Raw genomic sequence first — 19,365 nt, 5'->3', positions numbered from 1 at the left:
AATCAGTACTCCACCTTTTCAGTCCACTCTTTAGGGACATCAACAAGCAAAGCGTTCAGTAAGTTTCCGGTCGCATTCATGACTCTATACTTGGCGTATTGCTCTGAATAATGGGCGTCTAAATAATCTTTACGCGCTTCGAAAAGTTCATTCTCCGTATTGAGGAGATCAAGTAATGTTCTTTGACCGATACGGTACTGCTTTTCGTAGGCAATGACCGTTGCAGACGCTGAATCGACATGGTCGGCGAGAAAGTTTTTTTGCTGTAATGTTAAGTCAAGCGCGCTCCAAGATAAGCGTAGGCTCTCTTCCACTTGGCGATAGGAGTTGTCTCTCAGGTCTTTAGCTTTATTGAGCTGGTACGCGGCTCTCTCTGACAAATCACTATCAGAGCCGCCGTTATACAAGTTGTATCTTAGCCTTAACATTGCCAGAGATTCGTTGCTACTGCCCACATCACCTCCAGCATCGTCGCGCCACGTCTGGCTCGCTTCGACAGATAAAGTAGGGTAGTAGTTGCCTTTTGACTGTTTGTATTGATAGCGGGCGGAGTCGACATCGGCTTTAGAGACTTGTATGACAGGGTGCCGCTCGAACGCAATATTGATGGCGTCTTCTAGGGTGAGAGGAAGTTTGGATTCGTCTGCCCTTGGGTATATCAACCCAAGAGGTTGCTGCCCGACAAGGCGTCGGAACTGAGTGTGAGTGTCAATAAGGTTGTTTTGCGCCGCCAAGAGGTTGCCGTGTGCTTTGGCAAGCCTTGCTTCTACCTGAGAGACGTCGGCTGTGGAGCCTATCCCGGACTCTGCGCGTCTTTTAATATCTCGGTATATATCTTTGTGTACGGCTAGGTTGTTCTCAGATAATGTTAGCACTTCAGTGGCCTTGATCGACTCTAAGTATATATTGGTCACTTGAAGAGCGATATCAGACGCATCGGCTAGGAGTTGTAGCCTAATAGATTCGGCTTCTGCAGCGGTCCTACTCATGTCATTGATGGTGGCGTTACCATCCCAAAGCAATTGAGTCAAACTCAAAGTGGCTTCTTTTCTGGTCAGGTCTGTATCATCTTGCCCGGTTGAATCTGCAGGGTTGATACCTTCATAGCCAATACCAGCATCCAAATCTAATGATGGCAGATAAGCGCCCTCGGAAGCGTCTGCTTGTTTTACTGCACTTCTGTATTCGTTGAATGAACTCTTAATTTCAGGGTTGTTCGCTAGCGTGAGAGCGACGGCTTGTTCAAGTGTTTGGCCAACAGCATAGCTATGGAGAAAGACGAGTAGAGCAACGATTGGTGCAAACTTGGTGGTAGACACATCGTCCTCCTTATTGAAAGGCATACATGGAATTTCGATAAATTATTAAAATCGTAGTACATGAATACTCAATAAGGAGAGATTATCGTTAATTTAGTACTATAAGGTGAGTTCAGAAACTTGAACCTTAACTGAGTGTGATTAGTTGCTACGCTCATTTGGTCAGTACTACGTATTACTACTAATATTTTTATTAATAGTGTTAATTGTAAGAGAAGGTGAGCTATGGGATTAAGTGCACTTGTTTTAATCGCTTTGGCCAACACCACTGTGGTTATCGATATCAACGGACAAGTTCGTGAACTATTACCTGGGGAGATCCCCAACCCCGGAGAAGTGATTGTCATTATGGGAAGCGGCGCGACCGTCTATACCGATGTAGAAGCATTACAAGTTGAAGATGATGGAACGACTGTCCCCATCGCGATCAGTGATGAACTTAAACCTCTTATTGATGCGATTGACCAAGGCATCGATCCGTCGAAAATTGAAATATTGTCTCCTGCTGCTGGCTACGAGAGTTCCGCAAAACCCACTAATGATAAGGAAGATAATTAGAAGGAATTTTACACAAGTTGGGGTTTGAGGTGCTCGGATTCAAAAAATGTTGCGAACCGTTTTCATTTTGTGATAACTTCGCGCGCAATCTCGGAGGTGAGTCGCAAAAAGACATTCTGGGGGATACGCGTAGTGAGCATTCAGGCTGAGTGAACATTACGTAGGGTAGGTATCGGCAAGTCCTTTTGTCGATAGACGGGATACTGTTGTCGCTGTAGCGACATGTTTATGGGAAACCCAACATTGAATTCACATAACAAACAACCATTAATCAGCTTAGTTCTTCCTAAATGCCCTGTTTTGCAAAACAGCAGCATTACTGAACCTTGATTTACCTATTGAACATGTAGTCCATCGAAATGATGGAGCGATTTCGTGTACGCGCTATTTGGGTTGCTAACACGAAAGGGATAACTGTACCTGCTATTTGCGTTTCACGTATGGCAGGAGAATTACATTTCAAAGGGATTAAATCATGAGCACAGCCTTTGAAGTCGATAATCCAGTGAACGACACTGTTATCGCAACACCATTTTCCACCCAGATTCCTGCCGTAGAAGGCGTTTATGACCTGACGCCTGATCTGGTACTACAAGATCAGGCCGAACACGAATCTGCGGTACGTTCTTACCCTCGTCGTCTTCCGATTGCGATCAAACAAGCTTATGGCGCTTTGGTTGAAGACACTCGCGGTCAAATATTTTTAGATTGTCTTGCTGGTGCTGGTACGTTGGCTTTGGGTTATAACCATCCGGAAATCAACCAGGCACTAAAAGACCAACTCGACTCTGGTCTCCCTTACCAGACACTGGATATCGCAACAGAAGCAAAAACAAATTTCATTCGCTCGGTGAAGAATTTTCTTCCTCAGGAGTTGAGTGATGACTGTGTACTCCAGTTCTGTGGCCCTTCAGGTGCGGATGCTGTAGAAGCCGCAATCAAACTCGCAAAGCAAACAACAGGTCGCAATACCATGTTTGCTTTCCGTGGTGCTTATCATGGCATGACAAACGGCACGATGGGTATGATGGGTAATCTAGGGACGAAGGCACGTCGCACTGGCTTAATGTCAGACGTGCACTTTATGCCTTTCCCATACAATCTACGCTGCCCGTTTGGCTTGGGCGGAGACGAAGGCGCAAGAGCGGGTATTCGTTATATAGAACGTCTACTCAATGACGATGAAGCCGGAATCATGAAACCAGCCGCTATGGTTGTTGAGCCTGTTCAGGGCGAGGGCGGTGTTGTACCTGCTCCTGCGTTTTGGTTGAAAGAACTACGTCGTATCTGCGATGAGCACGGTATCTTACTGATTTTTGATGAGATTCAGTGCGGCGTAGGTAAATCAGGTTACAACTTTGCGTTTGAAGAAGCGGGCATTGTGCCAGACATTCTTTGCCTGTCGAAAGCGATTGGTGGTGGTATGCCGATGTCGCTACTGGTTATCAATAAGAAACATGATACCTGGCTGCCAGGTGAGCACACGGGCACATTCCGTGGTAATCAGTTGGCGATGGTGTCAGGGGCGAAAGCACTGGAAATCATCGAGCGAGACAACCTTGTTGAGCACGCGAATGTTGCTGGTCAATACTTGCGTTTAGGGCTTGAGTCGATTCAGAAACGTGTCAACTGTATTGCTGAAGTCCGTGGCAAGGGCTTAATGCTTGGTCTGGAAATCCGTAAACCCGGTACAGAGCGCAACAAGTTTGGTGAGCCAGTCGCTGATGGTGAATTGACTTTGGCGATTCAGAGAGCTGCTCTTGAACGTGGATTGATGGTTGAAAAAGGCGGGCGTGACGGTTCGGTGATTCGATTCCTGCCACCATTGATCATCACCTTTGAGCAGATCGACTTTGCACTTCGAGTGTTGAAAGAAGCGATTCTGGTTGCTGGTGGGAGCCATGTTGAGCCACAAGACACCAATCAACAATGGAAACAGCATTTCATTCATACCGGTGAGTCTGGTAGTGATGAGTTCAGCAAAGTCATGAACCACACAACAGCGGCAATGAAACAGGTCTTTGAACAAGTCGATGCGCCTTATTCAGGTCTTGAACCAAAGCAGTTAGAGCAGGCGATTAATGCGATTGATCTAAACAACAAAAATACCAGCCTAACGGATGTGATCACGGATACCGCTGATCTGGTAGCAAAGAATGCTATTTTTACTCAGCACCCTGACTGTATTGCTCATCTTCACACCCCGCCGTTAATGCCTGCAGTGGCAGCAGAGGCAATGATTGCCTCTCTAAACCAGTCAATGGACTCCTGGGATCAAGCCTCTTCTGCGACTTATGTTGAGCAAAAAGTGGTGGATTGGTTGTGTGAGAAGTACGAGCTTGGCACACAGGCTGACGGCATATTTACCAGTGGTGGTACCCAAAGTAATCAAATGGGGTTAATGCTTGCTCGCGACTGGATTGCAGACAAGCTGTCAGGGCACTCTATTCAGAAATTTGGATTGCCGGATTACGCCGACAAACTGCGTATTATTTGCTCGAAAAAATCTCATTTTACGGTACAGAAATCAGCATCTTGGATGGGGCTGGGCGAGAAAGCGGTGCTAACCGTTGGTGCTCATAGCAATGGCACGATGGATGTTGCTCAGCTTGATGAAGTCATTAGCGAGGCGAAATCTCAAGGGTTGATTCCATTTGCCATCGTTGGGACGGCAGGAACCACTGACCATGGCGCTATTGATGATTTGAATGTGATTGCCGATGCGGCGCAAAAACATCAGATGTGGATGCATGTCGATGGTGCTTACGGTGGTGCACTGATTTTGAGCCGCCACAAAGATCGTCTAGTGGGCATCGAGCGTGCAGATTCAGTCAGCGTTGACTTCCACAAGCTGTTCTACCAAACAATCAGTTGTGGATCTTTGTTACTTAAAGACAAACACAACTTCAAGTATCTGCTGCATCATGCGGACTACCTCAATCGTGAGCATGATGAGTTGCCTAACTTGGTAGATAAGTCGATTGCGACGACGAAGCGATTCGACGCATTGAAAGTCTTTATGACGATGCAAAATGTCGGCCCAGATACATTGGGTGCAATGTATGACCATCTTCTCGAGCAAACTCAACAAGTCGCGGATCTTGTACGCAGAGACGACAACCTAGAATTGCTGGCTGAGCCATCGTTGTCGACTGTGCTATTCCGTGTCGCACATGCTCAAGTAGCGGATCTGGACGAGTTGAACAAAGTCGTAAGACTGGAAGCCTTGGCTCGTGGCGTCGCGGTATTAGGTGAAACCATTGTTGATGGTAAAACCGCATTGAAATTTACGATTCTTAATCCGTGCCTGACGATGGCTGATTTTGAATCTTTACTAATTAAAATCAATAAGCTAGCTGCTGAGCTGGCGTAATTAAGGTAACGGAAAACTATGGCAATTCTACAGATTGGTGCAGGCGGCGTTGGCTGGGTAGTTGCACATAAAGCAGCGCAAAACAACGAAGTACTGGGTGACATCACTATTGCATCACGTACTGTGAGCAAGTGTGAAAAAATCATCGAATCTATTCAGAAGAAAAACAACCTGAAAGATCCATCGAAAAAACTGGAAGCGCGTGCTGTTGATGCGGATGACGTTGATGCATTAGTTGCTCTTATTAAAGAAGTTCAGCCTGATCTTGTCATTAACGCGGGCCCTCCTTGGGTTAACATGACGATCATGGAAGCGTGTTACCAAGCAAAAGTGAACTACCTAGATACTTCTGTTGCTGTTGATCTATGTTCTGAAGGCCAGCAAGTTCCTCAAGCTTACGATTGGCAGTGGGGCTACCGTGAGAAGTTCGCTGAAGCGGGCATCACAGGTATTTTGGGTGCTGGTTTCGATCCGGGCGTGGTTTCGGTATTTGCAGCGTACGCAGTGAAGCATCTGTTTGATGAAATCGACACCATTGATGTAATGGACGTGAATGCTGGCGATCACGGTAAGAAGTTCGCAACCAATTTCGACCCAGAAACCAACATGCTAGAAATCCAAGGTGATTCTTTCTACTGGGAAAATGAAGAGTGGAAACAGGTTCCGTGTCATTCGCGCATGCTTGAGTTTGAATTCCCGTTAGTGGGCAAGCACAAAGTGTACTCTATGGCGCATGATGAAGTTCGTTCTATGCAAGAGTTCATTCCAGCTAAACGTATCGAGTTCTGGATGGGCTTTGGTGATAAATACCTGAACTACTTCAATTGTATGCGTGACATCGGCTTACTAAGCCCAGACCCTCTGACGCTTCACGATGGTACGGTTGTGCAGCCTCTACATGTACTTAAAGCTTTGCTGCCAGATCCAACTTCTCTTGCTCCGGGCTATACAGGTAAAACTTGTATCGGTACTTGGGTTCAAGGTACGAAGGAAGGCAAGCAGCGTAGCGTATTTATCTACAACAACGCTGATCATGAAGTCGCGTACGAAGACGTTGAGCATCAAGCAATTTCTTACACCACAGGTGTGCCTGCGATCACCGCTGCACTGCAGTTCTTCCGTGGTGAATGGGCGGATAAAGGCGTGTTCAATATGGAACAGCTAAATCCAGACCCATTCCTTGAAACTATGCCAAGCATTGGTCTTGATTGGCATGTTCAGGAACTAGAGCCGGGTCAGCCTGTTATCCACAAACTAAAGTAAGCACTTATTATTCTTAATTTGGATTTATAAGATTAAGCCGATGCACTAGTGTCGGCTTTGTTCGATTTTTACGGTATTGATTTAGGTAAAAACAAAAATGCAAAAAAACGAACTGAAAACACCATACTTTATGATCAATGAAGATAAGTTGGTCGAAAATCTAGAAAAAGCCAAGCAACTCAAAGAAATCTCGGGTGTGAAGCTGGTATTGGCGTTGAAGTGTTTTTCTACATGGGGTGTATTCGACATCATCAAGCCTTACTTGGATGGCACAACGAGCTCAGGCCCGTTCGAGGTCAAACTGGGGCATGAAACTTTTGGTGGTGAAACTCACGCATACAGTGTCGGATACAGTGAGGATGATGTACGAGACGTAGCTGACATTTGCGACAAAATGATTTTTAACTCACAAAATCAATTGGCTGCCTATCGTCACATAGTAGAAGGAAAGGCTTCGCTTGGTTTACGCCTTAACCCAGGTGTGAGTTATGCAGGGCAAGATTTAGCAAATCCAGCACGTCAGTTTTCTCGCCTTGGTGTGCAAGCGGACCATATTGAGCCAGAAGTCTTTGAAGGTATTGATGGTGTGATGTTCCACATGAATTGTGAGAACAAAGACGTCGACGCGTTTATCGGTCTGCTTGACGCCATCTCAGAGCAGTTTGGTCACTACTTGGATAAGCTTGACTGGGTCAGTATGGGCGGAGGTGTGTTTTTCACCTGGCCGGGATACGACATCGAAAAACTTGGTTTAGCGCTTAAAGCTTTCTCTGAAAAGCACGGTGTTCAGATGTATCTTGAACCGGGTGAAGCTATCATCACCAAGACAACAGACTTGGTCGTGACCGTGGTGGATATCGTTGAAAACGTTAAAAAAACCGCGATTGTAGATTCTGCAACGGAAGCTCATCGCTTGGATACACTGATTTACAATGAGCCCGCTTCCATTCTAGAAGCCTCGGATAAAGGTGAACATGAGTATGTGATTGGCTCTTGTTCATGTTTGGCTGGTGATCAGTTTTGTGAGGCTAGCTTTAATAAACCATTGGAAATAGGCCAGCGTCTACATATCTTAGATAGTGCGGGCTATACAATGGTGAAGCTCAACTGGTTTAATGGTTTAAGAATGCCTTCCGTGTACTGTGAACGCTCAGGCGGTGAAATTCAAAAGCTCAATGAGTTCGATTATTCAGACTTCAAACGCTCGCTCTCGCAATGGAGTGTTGAGTAGTTCAACGAAAAAGAGCAGCCGAAAAAGCTGCTCTTTTTTTACGCTTCAACCATCACTCGCGTATCTTCACTGAGAGCTTCGAGTTCTTTGGCCACATCGTCTATCTGAACTTCGGTCGGCAATTTCAACGCAATATTCGCTGTAAACAAGCTGGAACTTACACCTCCGCCACCGGCGATAAACACGCGTTGGCAGTCCATATCCAGAATATTGATGCCTTGATTGTCCAGTACATGGGTAATCTCATTTACAATACCAGCTCGGTCATTGGAGTCTAAACGGACCTGATATATGGCATCGGCATTGTGTGTGTGACTATCAGAATCGACAAACTGGGCCAGCAGATCGTCATGACTGCGAAACGCCTCTTTGACGAACTCCGCTTTTTCCTCGGGCAATTCAACTTTGATGACCGCCGCGACTTGATCTTCAATAAAGTTCACTTTGCTGATTAGCCACTTCCCTCCATTTTCGTGGGTGACGGCCGCCAGCTGCTTGATTGTGGCAGGTGTCGCTTTACCGACGAAGTTGACGATAAAAGTGCTATTCATAACGGGCCTCCTGAATGCAAGCAATTCTTTTTATAGGGCTAAATTTAGTGTAGGAGTAGGGGGGAAGTTAGGTTTGATTCAGGTCAAGTTTTTGACCTGATGGCGGATTGTCTTGACCATTATGGTATGGCAGGCACAAAAAAGCGGCAATTCGATGCCGCTTTTTTGGTTCAAGTGTCAGATTAAAAACTGATTTTCATCTCGACGCCATAAAATACGCTGTCATAGCTAGCGCCAGCATCCATTGCAAACTTCGCTGCGTCTTGGTTACCAAACCAAGGTTTACTGTTGTATTGGAAGTCCGCGCTGCCGCCCCAAGCATCGCTTACCCATCCGTGGATGTGGCCTACAGGGTTGAGGAAGAACAAGGTTACGTCACCCATGGTTTGAGAGCCCCAGACCTCACCACCAGTCGCAACGATATCTTGCTCAGCTTCAAACATCATCTCACCCACAACGGCACCGAAGAATGGTGTAATGAACAGGTCCTGCCAAGAAGGGACTTCTGCAAAGGCTTCAACACCGTATTCCCAGAAGAAGGTCGACAGAGTCGCAGAATACAGGAAAGATTCGAATTCATTGAAGCCAGCGTGACGGGCTGCCGTATAGTAAACACCACCAAAGTAAGGGTGCATCACATAGTTTAGGAAATGGTCATCTCGGTCCCAAACCGGTCCTGAGGTCACGTTATCCTTCCACTTTGTGCCTAAGCCACTCAAATCGCGGTCTTCTTCATCCCATTTTGTAATAGATTCTGGAAGGAGAGTCATCAGGCCTACGGTCGCAACACTAAGACCCAAAATCGTGTAAGTTTGGCCTTTAAGGTAGTCCCAATCTTTCTCACTTTGTACGGTGAGGTATTTAGGCAACTCAGGCTCTTCCAGTTTTAATTCGCTTTCAGTTAAACCTAAGGCATAACTATTGCTAGGCTTATAAGAATAAGAGTTGCTGAAAAGACTGTAGTTTTCGGTGTTATCTACGGTGTATGAAAACTCAATGTGTTTCGGAGAATCGTAGGTATTGGCATTGGCGCAAGCAGAAGCCGACAACATCAAAGCGGTGATGTGTTTTTTGTACACGGATAAACTCCACAGTCTATTTCTAATAATGATCAGGCTCACAATTATCCACCAAAGCAAGAGGAATGGAAACCGGAAATTGTCCTAATTAAGAAACTTAGTTTCTAAATAACACTCAAACAATGAAAACGATCAGTTTGATTGTTCATGTTTGTGACTCAGGACCAGAGGTTTCCTGAAAAGGAAAATTATTATGTTGAAAATAGCGATGTTAAGTACCGGTGAAGAAGTGCTTCACGGCGATATCGTTGATACCAATGCGGCGTGGTTGTCTGAAAAGTTTTTTCAGCACGGTTTTTCCCTGTCGAAACGTTCAACCGTTGGTGACAGTCAGTCAGCGCTGGTGGAAGAGCTGATGATGCTGAGCTTTAACTGCGATGTGGTGATTGTGAATGGTGGACTTGGCCCAACGTCGGATGACTTGAGCGCAGAAGCGGCCGCTCAGGCGTCTGAGACAGAGCTAGAGCTTTACCCTGAGTGGTTAGAAAGGTTGGAACAGTTTTTCGCTGCAAGGGGGCTTCCTATGCCGGAAAGCAACCGCAAGCAAGCGATGCTTCCGCAAGGTTCACTCATGCTCGACAATCCTGTAGGTACAGCCTGCGGCTTTTTAGTGAATTTCAATGATTGTGATTTTTACTTCACGCCCGGCGTGCCGAGTGAATTCAAATTGATGGTTGAAGCGCAAATTATCCCGCACCTCAAGCAAAATCACAGCAATGTTGTTGGCTATGAATGCAGTAAGCTCCATACCTTTGGCACTTCTGAATCCGCGCTTTCAGATAAGCTGGACAAAGTACAACTGCCAGAAGGTTACTTCTTGGGTTACCGCTCCTACATGCCTTACATTGAGGTTAAGTTGTTTGGCCCTAAGGATGACTTGGACAATCGTGTTAAGTTACTTCAGCTAGTCTACAACTTGATTGAAAGTAATGTAGTGAGTGTTGATGAGTCCATGCAAGACAATGTTGGTCATTTGATTCTTGAGAAGAAATGGTCAATTTCAACTGCAGAGCAATCTACGCACGGTAACTTGTCATTGTGGCTTCACTCCAACGAAGAAGCGGCAGACTACTGCGGACACGGCTGGGTTCTGGGCAATAAGGTCGATGTCGGTAATAGCGATAACGATGACTTGGCGGCTGCATTTGCTTTAGCCGGGGCAACGAAAGACAAATGTGCGACTGATGTTGCGATCGCAACGGGAAAAGTCAAAGAGCGCACATTTTCTGTAGCGATTTCTGCAAGAGAAGGCGAGTGGGGGCAAACGTTGACCTTTAATCGTCACTTCTCAAGAGCAGATCAAACCACGATCATTACCACGGTGGCTGCGGACATGTTAAGGCGTTATTTGTCAGGTAAAACCATGTTCCCTAACTACAGTTCACTGACGCGGGACAAAGAAATGTATGTCCCTCAAAGTGTTATTTCTGGCTAGAACAGAGCCGAATATCTGTCAAACCCCTGCCGAGTGGCATGCAGTAATAAGTGAATGAATATGTTTCTTATTACTCGCATGCCTTCATAAATATTTCTTAGAAGAAAATCATCTATAGCTTAAATGGATGATTTTAAATAGATGCCAACTTTGTCTCCTAATTGCAACGTGCATTTGTTGCAATTGTGCTTAAAATGATAGTTCGTCGCAGGTTTTGCTCAGGGAGGTTAGCATGTTCCATCATTCAAAAATAATGGTTTGGTATCAGGTGGCGAGTCAGAAAGTTGTTTTAGGAGAGGCACTTAGCGATGATACTCAGGACGTTATCTCTATGTGGCTTCATGCTCCGGAAGAAAAAAATCAAGAAAATTCATTAGGCTATCGCTTGTCCCTATTTGACGATGATGGGAGAGAGATTGCCGACAAAGCAGTGTCTATGTTGACCGCCGATGAGTTCTTATCCGGTATTCAGATTCGTGCCTAAATAATAAAAGAAAACCCGGCAATGCTAGCCGGGCTTTTTATGAAATGCATATTTATGCACGCTTTTCTTTCAGAGAATAATTAACATCTTCAATTTCAATGTCTGATTTTGCTTTACAGATGCAAGGCAAAATTTCATCACTCTGAGTGTACGCCATCGCAAAACCAACGTATTCCACTTCGCCTTTGACTAACTTACAGCGGCATGCGCCACAGTGGCCATCTCGGCAGTTATATTCAGGTTCAATCCCTGCTTTTTCCATCGTTTCAAGGATGGTGTTTGAAGGGTTAGATTGAATCGCAGTAATACCGTTGATTTTTATGCTGGGCATTACAGTTCGAAGTCCTTAAAGTCGTCCGCTTGCACATCGCTGTCGATCTGACCAACAAGGTAAGAGGAGATCTCCGCTTCCTGTGGGGCAACCTGTACGTTATCTGAAGACAACCAAGCGTTAATCCATGGAATCGGGTTCGATGTTGCTTCTGGGTAAGCAGCATCCAAACCAACGGCCTGCATACGGATGTTGGTGATGTACTCAACGTACTGGCAAAGGATATCTTTGTTTAGGCCAATCATAGAGCCATCTTTAAACAGATATTCCGCCCATTCTTTCTCTTGCTCAGCCGCTTCTTTAAATAGGTCAAAACACTCTTGCTTACACTCTTCAGCAATCTGCATGAATGAGAAATCATCCTGACCGTTGCGTAGAAGGTTAATCATGTGCTGTGTGCCCGTTAGGTGAAGGGCTTCATCACGCGCGATAAGCTTGATGATCTTGGCATTACCTTCCATCAGCTCACGCTCTGCAAAAGCAAACGAACAAGCAAAGCTGACGTAGAAACGGATGGCTTCTAGCGCATTGACAGACATCAGACATACGTACAGCTTTTTCTTCAATTCGTGAAGGCTGATTTTAACGTCTTCACCATTGATATTGTGCGTACCTTCGCCGTAGCGATGGTAGTCATTAGTCATTTGGATCAAGTCGTCGTAGTATTGCGAAATGTCTTCAGCACGCTTCAGGATGTGCTCGTTTTCGACGATATCATCAAACACTAGGCCTGGATCGTTAACGATGTTACGGATGATGTGGGTGTACGAACGTGAGTGGATCGTTTCAGAGAACGACCACGTTTCAATCCACGTCTCTACTTCTGGAAGTGATACTAGAGGAAGTAGGGCAACGTTCGGGCTACGACCCTGAATGGAGTCCAGCAGTGTTTGGTACTTCAGGTTAGAAATGAAAATATGCTTTTCATGTTCTGGTAACTTGTTGTAGTCGATGCGATCGCTTGATACGTCAACTTCTTCTGGACGCCAGAAGAAAGACAGTTGCTTCTCTATCAGTTTTTCGAAGATCTCGAACTTTTGCTGGTCGTAACGAGCAACGTTTACTGACTGACCTAAGAACATTGGCTCTTTTAGCTGGTCATTTTTGTTTCGGTTAAAAGTACTGTAAGCCATGATGCCTCAATTCCTTTTAAGCCCCTCAAGCGAGGGGCAAATAATCTGTTAAGCCTTGCTAATCCTATTGTCGGATTAGTGATTAGATCTTACAACCGCCGCCTGCACAATCGTCGTCTTGTGGTTGTACAGCGTCTTTCTGGTCATCGCTCGCACCATCGCGAGTGTTATGGTAGTAAAGTGTTTTCACACCAAACTTGTACGCTGTTAGCAGATCTTGTAGCAGTTTCTTCATTGGCACTTTGCCACTGTCGAAACGGCTTGGGTCATAGTTAGTGTTAGCTGAAATTGCCTGGTCGACAAACTTCTGCATGATACCAACCAGATGCAGATAACCGTCATTAGAACCAATGTTCCAAAGAAGCTCGTAGTTATCTTTGTATTCAGTAAACTCAGGAACAACCTGCTTCAGGATGCCGTCTTTCGATGCTTTTACAGATACGTAGCCGCGTGGAGGCTCAATACCGTTTGTTGCATTTGAAATCTGAGAAGACGTTTCAGAAGGCATTAGCGCAGTCAGAGTTGAGTTGCGCAGGCCGTGAGTCATGATCTCTTCACGAAGACCGTCCCAGTTGTAATGCAATGGTTCATCACAAACCAAGTCCAGATCTTTCTTGTAGGTGTCGATTGGTAGCAAACCTTTCGCATAGTTGGTTTCGCCAAATAAAGGACACTTACCTTGCTCTTTTGCTAGCGCTACAGACGCTTTTAGCAAGTAGTACTGAATCGCTTCAAAAGTACGGTGCGTCAGGCCATTAGCGCTGCCGTCAGAGTATTTCACGCCATTCTTAGCTAGGTAGTAAGCGTAGTTAATCACACCCACACCTAGAGTACGACGGTTCATCGTTGACTTGTACGCCGCTGGTAGAGGGTAGTCTTGATAATCCAGTAGGGCATCAAGTGCGCGAACAACCAGCTCAGATAGCTCTTCAAAATCGTCTAGAGATTTAATTGCACCCAAGTTGAATGCTGAAAGCGTACATAGGGCAATCTCACCAGAGTCGTCTTCTACGTTTGTCAGAGGTTTCGTTGGAAGAGCGATTTCCAAACATAGGTTAGACTGACGAACAGGTGCGACTTCAGAGTCAAATGGGCTGTGAGTATTACAGTGGTCAACGTTCTGAATGTAGATACGACCTGTAGACGCACGCTCCTGCATCAAGATAGAGAACATCTCGATAGCTTTAACGGTTTCTTTCTTGATTGACGGATCGTTTTCGTACTTAACGTACAGACGTTCAAACTCATCTTGATTCTCAAAGAACGCATCGTATAGACCCGGTACGTCTGATGGAGAGAACAGCGTAATGTTTCCGCCTTCAACCAAACGCTGATACATCAGGCGGTTTAGCTGAACGCCGTAGTCCATGTGACGAACACGGTTTTCTTCTACACCACGGTTGTTCTTAAGCACCATTAGCGCCTGAGATTCACCGTGCCATAGAGGGTAGAATACGGTTGCTGCACCACCACGAACACCACCTTGTGAACAACATTTAACCGCAGTCTGGAAGTATTTGTAGAATGGGATACAGCCCGTATGGAAAGCTTCACCGTTACGGATCTCTGAGCCCAGAGCACGAATACGACCAGCGTTGATACCAATACCTGCACGTTGAGAAACGTAGCGTACGATAGAGCTTGCCGTTGCGTTGATAGAATCCAAGCTATCGCCACACTCGATAAGAACACATGAGCTGAACTGACGAGTAGGAGTACGCACACCAGACATAATTGGTGTTGGTAGAGAAATCTTGAATGTTGAAGTCGCATCGTAGAAACGCTTGATGTAATCAAGACGCGTTTCTTTTGGATACTTAGCAAACAGACACGCCGCTACAAGGATATACAGGAACTGAGCACTTTCGTAGATTTCACCAGATACACGGTTCTGAACGAAGTACTTACCTTCTAGCTGCTTAACTGCTGCGTAGGAGAAATCAAGGTCACGTTTGTGATCTAGGTACGCATCTAGTTCATCCAGCTCAGCTTTTGTATAGTCTTCCAAAATGTGCTGATCATATTTGCCCATGTCAATAAGGCGTGCCACATGGTCATGTAGCGTTGGTGGCTCGTATTGACCATACGCTTTTTTACGTAGGTGGAATACAGCTAGGCGAGCGGCTAGGTATTGGTAATCTGGCGTTTCTTCTGAGATCAAATCGGCCGCTGATTTGATGATAGTTTCATGGATATCAGTCGTAGTGATTCCATCGTAAAACTGAATGTGAGCGCGCAGTTCTACTTGAGATACAGAAACATTGTCCAGACCTTCAGCAGCCCAGGTAATTACTCTGTGGATCTTTTCCAGATCAATACTTTCTTTGCGGCCGTCACGTTTGGTAACGGTTAGTTGTTGGTTCATTCTGCTTAATTTCCCTAACAAAACTGATAAAAGCCGTGTTTTCGTGTAATTCTTGTAAAAAATGTTCCGGCTTTGTGATCAAAGTCTATCTATATATTGTAGTACAAACACAACATATAGGGGTGCATTGCTGTGCGAGTTACAAGATAGTGCTATCCATACACCTTTTCAAGGAGCAGATCTGGGATGACTTGTGGATAACTAACAAAAATGAAAATTTCAGTAAGTGGATACTAACCGATGGGATTAGAGTCTAATTGATTGTATAAAATTACCGTTTTAGGATCGGTTTATAAGTAACCACAAACAAAAAAAAATTCCTTGATCTTTCAGCAATTCTGAGCGTGATTTTATGGTTGTGTATTTTGGAATCAGAGCCCCAAAAATGGGCGAAAAAATAACAAAAAAAGCGGGGCAATATGCCACCGCTTTCTATATGTTTGATTTATGAATGATACGTGTTGTTATTAAAACTTTTGCGTATGAACAATATAATTAACATCCACTTTGTTGCCGAGCTTATAGCTATCCGTTAATGGATTATAAAGTAAGCCCGTGATCCCCATTTCTGTCAGGTCAGTATGATCAATCATCTTAATTAGCTCTGCTGGGCGAATGAATTTCTCATGATCGTGCGTGCCTTCTGGAACGATACGCAGTAGCTTTTCAGCTCCAACAATGGCGAACAGGTAAGACTTAAAGTTTCGGTTCAGTGTGGAGAAAAACACGTGACCACCGGGTTTGACCAGTGCGGCGCAAGCACTAATGACTGATTGAGGGTCGGGAACATGCTCAAGCATTTCCATGCAGGTGACGACGTCATACGTTCCTGCATTATCGCGAGCATGGTCCTCAATGGTACTTTGTATGTAAGTCAGTTCAGTGCCAGTTTCCAGAGCGTGCAATCGAGCCACCTCTAGCGGTTCCTTACCCATATCAAGGCCAGTCACTGTAGCGCCTTCCTTCGCCATGCTTTCAGCTAGGATGCCGCCGCCACAGCCCACGTCGAGAACGGTTTTGCCAAACAAGCCATTCGCATTATCCAATACGTAATTCAGTCGTAGCGGGTTAATTTGATGCAGAGGCTTGAATTCACCCTCCAAATCCCACCAGCGTGAGGCCATCTCTTCAAATTTTTTGATTTCGTTCGGATCGACATTTTGTGACTGGGTCATAACTACTCTATTTACTTAACGACTTCCTTGAAACAGGTGAGCATTATAACCCTTAACTCTCAACTCTCCATAGAAGGGATCACTTTTCTCAAGAGGTGGCGAAAATATAGCCATTAATCAGCGAGATAAATTCAGAGTGTGCAATTTCTCAGCATTTGATTCACAACCAAGCTCACAACCTGATAAAAGGAGAGGGAAAGTAATGCCGAACTGTTGATTTGTGTGTTATATTTTTGCACCTTAAACGTATTGTACATACGATCTATAAATAGAGGGATATTGGCTCTATGAGCGATCTAGCTAAAGAGATCACGCCCGTAAACATTGAAGATGAGCTTCGAGGTTCGTACCTTGACTATGCGATGTCCGTTATCGTTGGTCGTGCTCTTCCAGATGTGCGTGATGGCCTAAAGCCTGTACACCGCCGCGTTTTGTTCGCGATGAATGTACTAGGTAATGACTGGAATAAACCATACAAAAAATCTGCCCGTGTAGTTGGCGACGTAATCGGTAAATATCACCCTCATGGTGATAGCGCTGTGTACGACACTATCGTACGTATGGCTCAGCCGTTCTCACTACGTTACATGCTTGTTGATGGCCAAGGTAACTTTGGTTCCATCGATGGTGACTCAGCGGCGGCAATGCGTTATACCGAAGTCCGCATGGCGAAAATCGCCCATGAACTTCTGGCTGACCTAGACAAAGAAACTGTCGATTACGTACCTAACTATGATGGTACGGAGCAAATCCCGGCAGTTCTCCCGACAAAAATTCCTAACTTACTGGTGAACGGTGCTTCTGGTATCGCGGTAGGTATGGCAACCAACATTCCTCCGCATAACTTGACTGAGGTAATTGATGGCTGTCTGGCTTACATCAATAATGAAGAGATCACTATTGATGAGCTAATGGATTATATTCCTGGTCCTGATTTCCCAACGGCAGCGCTTATCAGTGGTCGTAAAGGCATTGTAGACGCGTACAAAACAGGTCGCGGTAAGATCTACATGCGTTCTAAAGCGGAGATCGAAGCAGACAAGAATGGTAAAGAAACCATTGTTGTCACAGAGATTCCGTACCAGGTTAACAAAGCTCGCCTAATCGAAAAAATTGCTGAGCTGGTTAAAGATAAGAAAGTTGAAGGTATCAGTGCACTACGTGACGAGTCTGATAAAGACGGTATGCGTATTGTCATCGAATGTAAGCGTGATGCGGTAGGTGAAGTTGTCCTGAACAACCTGTACGCAAATACTCAGCTACAGACGACTTTCGGTATCAACATGGTTGCGCTGAACAATGGTCAGCCACAACTGTTTAACCTGAAAGATATGCTGAAGTGCTTCGTTGATCACCGCCGTGAAGTGGTGACTCGTCGTACTATCTTCGAATTACGCAAAGCTCGTGAGCGTGCTCATATCCTTGAAGGTTTGGCGCTTGCACTAGCAAATATCGATGAAATCATTGAATTGATCCGTCGCGCTCCAACACCAGCTGAAGCCAAAGAAGGGCTAGTAGCTCGTGGTTGGGACTTAGGCAATGTTGCAGCAATGCTTGAGCGTGCAGGTACAGACGCAGCTCGCCCAGAGTGGCTAGAGCCTCAGTTTGGTATCCGTGATGGTCAGTACTTCCTGACTGAGCAGCAAGCACAAGCGATTCTAGATCTTCGTCTACAGAAACTGACCGGCCTAGAGCACGAGAAGATTCTTGATGAGTATAAACAGCTTCTAGAAGAAATCGCAGAGTTAATGCACATCCTTGCAAGCACTGAGCGCTTGATGGAAGTGATCCGCGAAGAGCTTGAAGCCGTTCGTGATGGTTTCGGCGATGCACGTCGCACGGAAATCACTGCAGCAATCCATGATATCGACATGGAAGAGCTTATTGCTCGTGAAGACGTTGTTGTGACGCTGTCTCACGAAGGTTACGTTAAGTACCAGCTACTAAGCGACTACGAAGCTCAGCGACGTGGTGGTAAAGGTAAGAGTGCAACCAAGATGAAAGAAGAGGATTACATCGAGCGTCTGCTTGTTGCTAATACTCATGACAACATCCTATGTTTCTCTACTCGTGGTAAAACATATCGCTTGAAGGTATACCAATTACCGCAAGCTAGCCGCACTGCACGTGGCAAACCAATCGTGAACATTCTTCCGTTAGAAGAAAATGAGCGTATCACAGCAATTCTACCTGTTTCTGAATTCAGCCCAGAGAAGTTCATCTTTATGGCAACGGGTGATGGAACGGTTAAGAAGACTTCTCTAGATCAGTTTGCGAACGTACGTTCTAATGGTCTGATTGCGGTTAACCTACGTGATGAAGATTCACTAATTGGTGTTGATATCACCGATGGTGACAGTGACATCATGCTGTTCTCTAAAGCAGGTAAAGTGGTTCGCTTCAGCGAAGACAAAGTTCGTGCGATGGGCCGTACTGCGGCAGGTGTACGTGGTATGAAGCTGGCTGATGATGATCAGGTTGTTTCACTGATTGTTCCTTCTAACGAGGGGGACATTCTGACAGTGACACAAAATGGTTATGGTAAGCGTACAGAGCTGGCCGAGTATCCAACGAAAGGTCGTGCAACTCAGGGCGTTGTGTCTATCAAAGTATCTGAGCGTAACGGCAGCGTCGTTGGTGCAGTACAGGTAGAAGAAGGCGACGAGATGATGATGATCACCGACGCTGGTACTCTAGTTCGTACACGTGTTGCGGAAGTTAGCCAAGTTGGTCGTAACACACAAGGTGTTACTCTTATCCGTACTGCTGAAGATGAAAGCGTTGTAGGTTTGCAGCGTATTGACGAAGTTGAAGAGTCTGATTTGCCTGAAGGCGAAGAAGTAGAAGGCCAGGAAGGTGAAGTATCCGAAGCCGCTCCAGAATCTACACCAGACGCTGAGGTTGATACTGACGCAGACGAGCAAGAATAATCGTTGACGTTATGTTTAAAAGCCGGGTTTAAACCCGGCTTTTTTGTGTCTGAAATTCAGAAATCTTACCTTCCAAAATCACTACGTTGTACATCAGTTTACGCTGATCGTCGCGAGGTTTTTGCTCATCTGAGCAAC

General features: G+C 45.4%; 14 protein-coding genes. 7 read left to right on the top strand and 7 right to left on the bottom strand.

The annotated features are described in order from the left end of the window. Window positions 1–2: 2 nt before the first annotated feature. Window positions 3–1,319: a TolC family outer membrane protein gene (locus tag F0265_RS16155; RefSeq protein ID WP_345775873.1), complete on the bottom strand. Its 1,317-nt coding sequence runs from the start codon at window positions 1,317–1,319 to the stop codon at window positions 3–5. Window positions 1,320–1,544: 225 nt separating this feature from the next. On the opposite strand from F0265_RS16155, the gene F0265_RS16150 reads away from it, so the two are divergent. The 4 genes from F0265_RS16150 (at window position 1,545) to nspC (ending at window position 7,744) form a co-directional block, all read left to right on the top strand. Then, entirely contained in the window at window positions 1,545–1,877 is a 333-nt protein-coding gene (locus tag F0265_RS16150; RefSeq protein ID WP_171749669.1) for a hypothetical protein, read from the top strand. A 475-nt stretch (window positions 1,878–2,352) separates the two neighbouring features. Continuing rightward, window positions 2,353–5,250: a pyridoxal phosphate-dependent class III aminotransferase gene (locus F0265_RS16145; protein ID WP_171749668.1), complete on the top strand. Its 2,898-nt coding sequence runs from the start codon at window positions 2,353–2,355 to the stop codon at window positions 5,248–5,250. An 18-nt stretch (window positions 5,251–5,268) separates the two neighbouring features. Next, entirely contained in the window at window positions 5,269–6,513 is a 1,245-nt protein-coding gene (locus tag F0265_RS16140; protein WP_171749667.1) for a carboxynorspermidine synthase, read from the top strand. 97 nt (window positions 6,514–6,610) lie between these two features. After that, window positions 6,611–7,744, top strand: coding sequence for a carboxynorspermidine decarboxylase (nspC, locus tag F0265_RS16135; protein WP_171749666.1), 1,134 nt, complete (start codon window positions 6,611–6,613; stop codon window positions 7,742–7,744). A gap of 38 nt (window positions 7,745–7,782) precedes the next feature. On the opposite strand, the gene F0265_RS16130 is transcribed toward nspC, so the two are convergent. Together F0265_RS16130 and F0265_RS16125 are read right to left on the bottom strand one after the other, a co-directional pair. Next, a complete protein-coding gene (locus F0265_RS16130; RefSeq protein WP_171749665.1) occupies window positions 7,783–8,295 on the bottom strand; it encodes an ACT domain-containing protein in 513 nt (170 codons plus the stop codon). Window positions 8,296–8,477: 182 nt separating this feature from the next. Continuing rightward, window positions 8,478–9,374, bottom strand: coding sequence for a DUF3943 domain-containing protein (locus tag F0265_RS16125; protein WP_045984743.1), 897 nt, complete (start codon window positions 9,372–9,374; stop codon window positions 8,478–8,480). A gap of 193 nt (window positions 9,375–9,567) precedes the next feature. Between F0265_RS16125 and F0265_RS16120 the strand changes: the two genes are divergently transcribed. Both F0265_RS16120 and F0265_RS16115 read left to right on the top strand, forming a co-directional pair. Beyond that, window positions 9,568–10,809 carry a CinA family nicotinamide mononucleotide deamidase-related protein gene (locus F0265_RS16120; protein ID WP_171749664.1) on the top strand — a complete coding sequence of 414 codons (1,242 nt, stop codon included), beginning with the start codon at window positions 9,568–9,570 and terminating at the stop codon, window positions 10,807–10,809. A gap of 232 nt (window positions 10,810–11,041) precedes the next feature. After that, window positions 11,042–11,293, top strand: a complete 252-nt coding sequence (locus F0265_RS16115) for a 30S ribosomal protein S6 modification protein (protein ID WP_171749663.1) — start codon at window positions 11,042–11,044, stop codon at window positions 11,291–11,293. Between the two features lie 52 nt (window positions 11,294–11,345). On the opposite strand, the gene yfaE is transcribed toward F0265_RS16115, so the two are convergent. The 4 genes from yfaE to ubiG form a co-directional block, all read right to left on the bottom strand. Next, window positions 11,346–11,624: a class I ribonucleotide reductase maintenance protein YfaE gene (gene yfaE / locus F0265_RS16110; protein ID WP_171749662.1), complete on the bottom strand. Its 279-nt coding sequence runs from the start codon at window positions 11,622–11,624 to the stop codon at window positions 11,346–11,348. Then, window positions 11,624–12,757 carry a class Ia ribonucleoside-diphosphate reductase subunit beta gene (nrdB, locus tag F0265_RS16105; RefSeq protein WP_171749661.1) on the bottom strand — a complete coding sequence of 378 codons (1,134 nt, stop codon included), beginning with the start codon at window positions 12,755–12,757 and terminating at the stop codon, window positions 11,624–11,626. Before nrdB ends, yfaE begins: the two co-directional genes overlap by 1 nt. Before the next feature lie 82 nt (window positions 12,758–12,839). Further along, window positions 12,840–15,122 (bottom strand): class 1a ribonucleoside-diphosphate reductase subunit alpha, encoded by a 2,283-nt coding sequence (gene nrdA / locus F0265_RS16100; protein ID WP_171749660.1) that lies wholly within the window; start codon window positions 15,120–15,122, stop codon window positions 12,840–12,842. Between the two features lie 467 nt (window positions 15,123–15,589). After that, window positions 15,590–16,297, bottom strand: a complete 708-nt coding sequence (gene ubiG, locus F0265_RS16095; RefSeq protein WP_043008285.1) for a bifunctional 2-polyprenyl-6-hydroxyphenol methylase/3-demethylubiquinol 3-O-methyltransferase UbiG — start codon at window positions 16,295–16,297, stop codon at window positions 15,590–15,592. Window positions 16,298–16,584: 287 nt separating this feature from the next. Between ubiG and gyrA the strand changes: the two genes are divergently transcribed. Continuing rightward, on the top strand, window positions 16,585–19,227 hold the full coding sequence (gene gyrA / locus F0265_RS16090; RefSeq protein ID WP_171749659.1) for a DNA topoisomerase (ATP-hydrolyzing) subunit A: 2,643 nt from the start codon (window positions 16,585–16,587) through the stop codon (window positions 19,225–19,227). The last annotated feature ends 138 nt before the right edge of the window (window positions 19,228–19,365 follow it).

The organism is Vibrio sp. RE88, from assembly GCF_013113835.1.
Taxonomy (GTDB): domain Bacteria; phylum Pseudomonadota; class Gammaproteobacteria; order Enterobacterales; family Vibrionaceae; genus Vibrio.
Note: the sequence above shows the minus strand (reverse complement) of the source record. Positions and strands in the feature narration are given on the sequence as shown.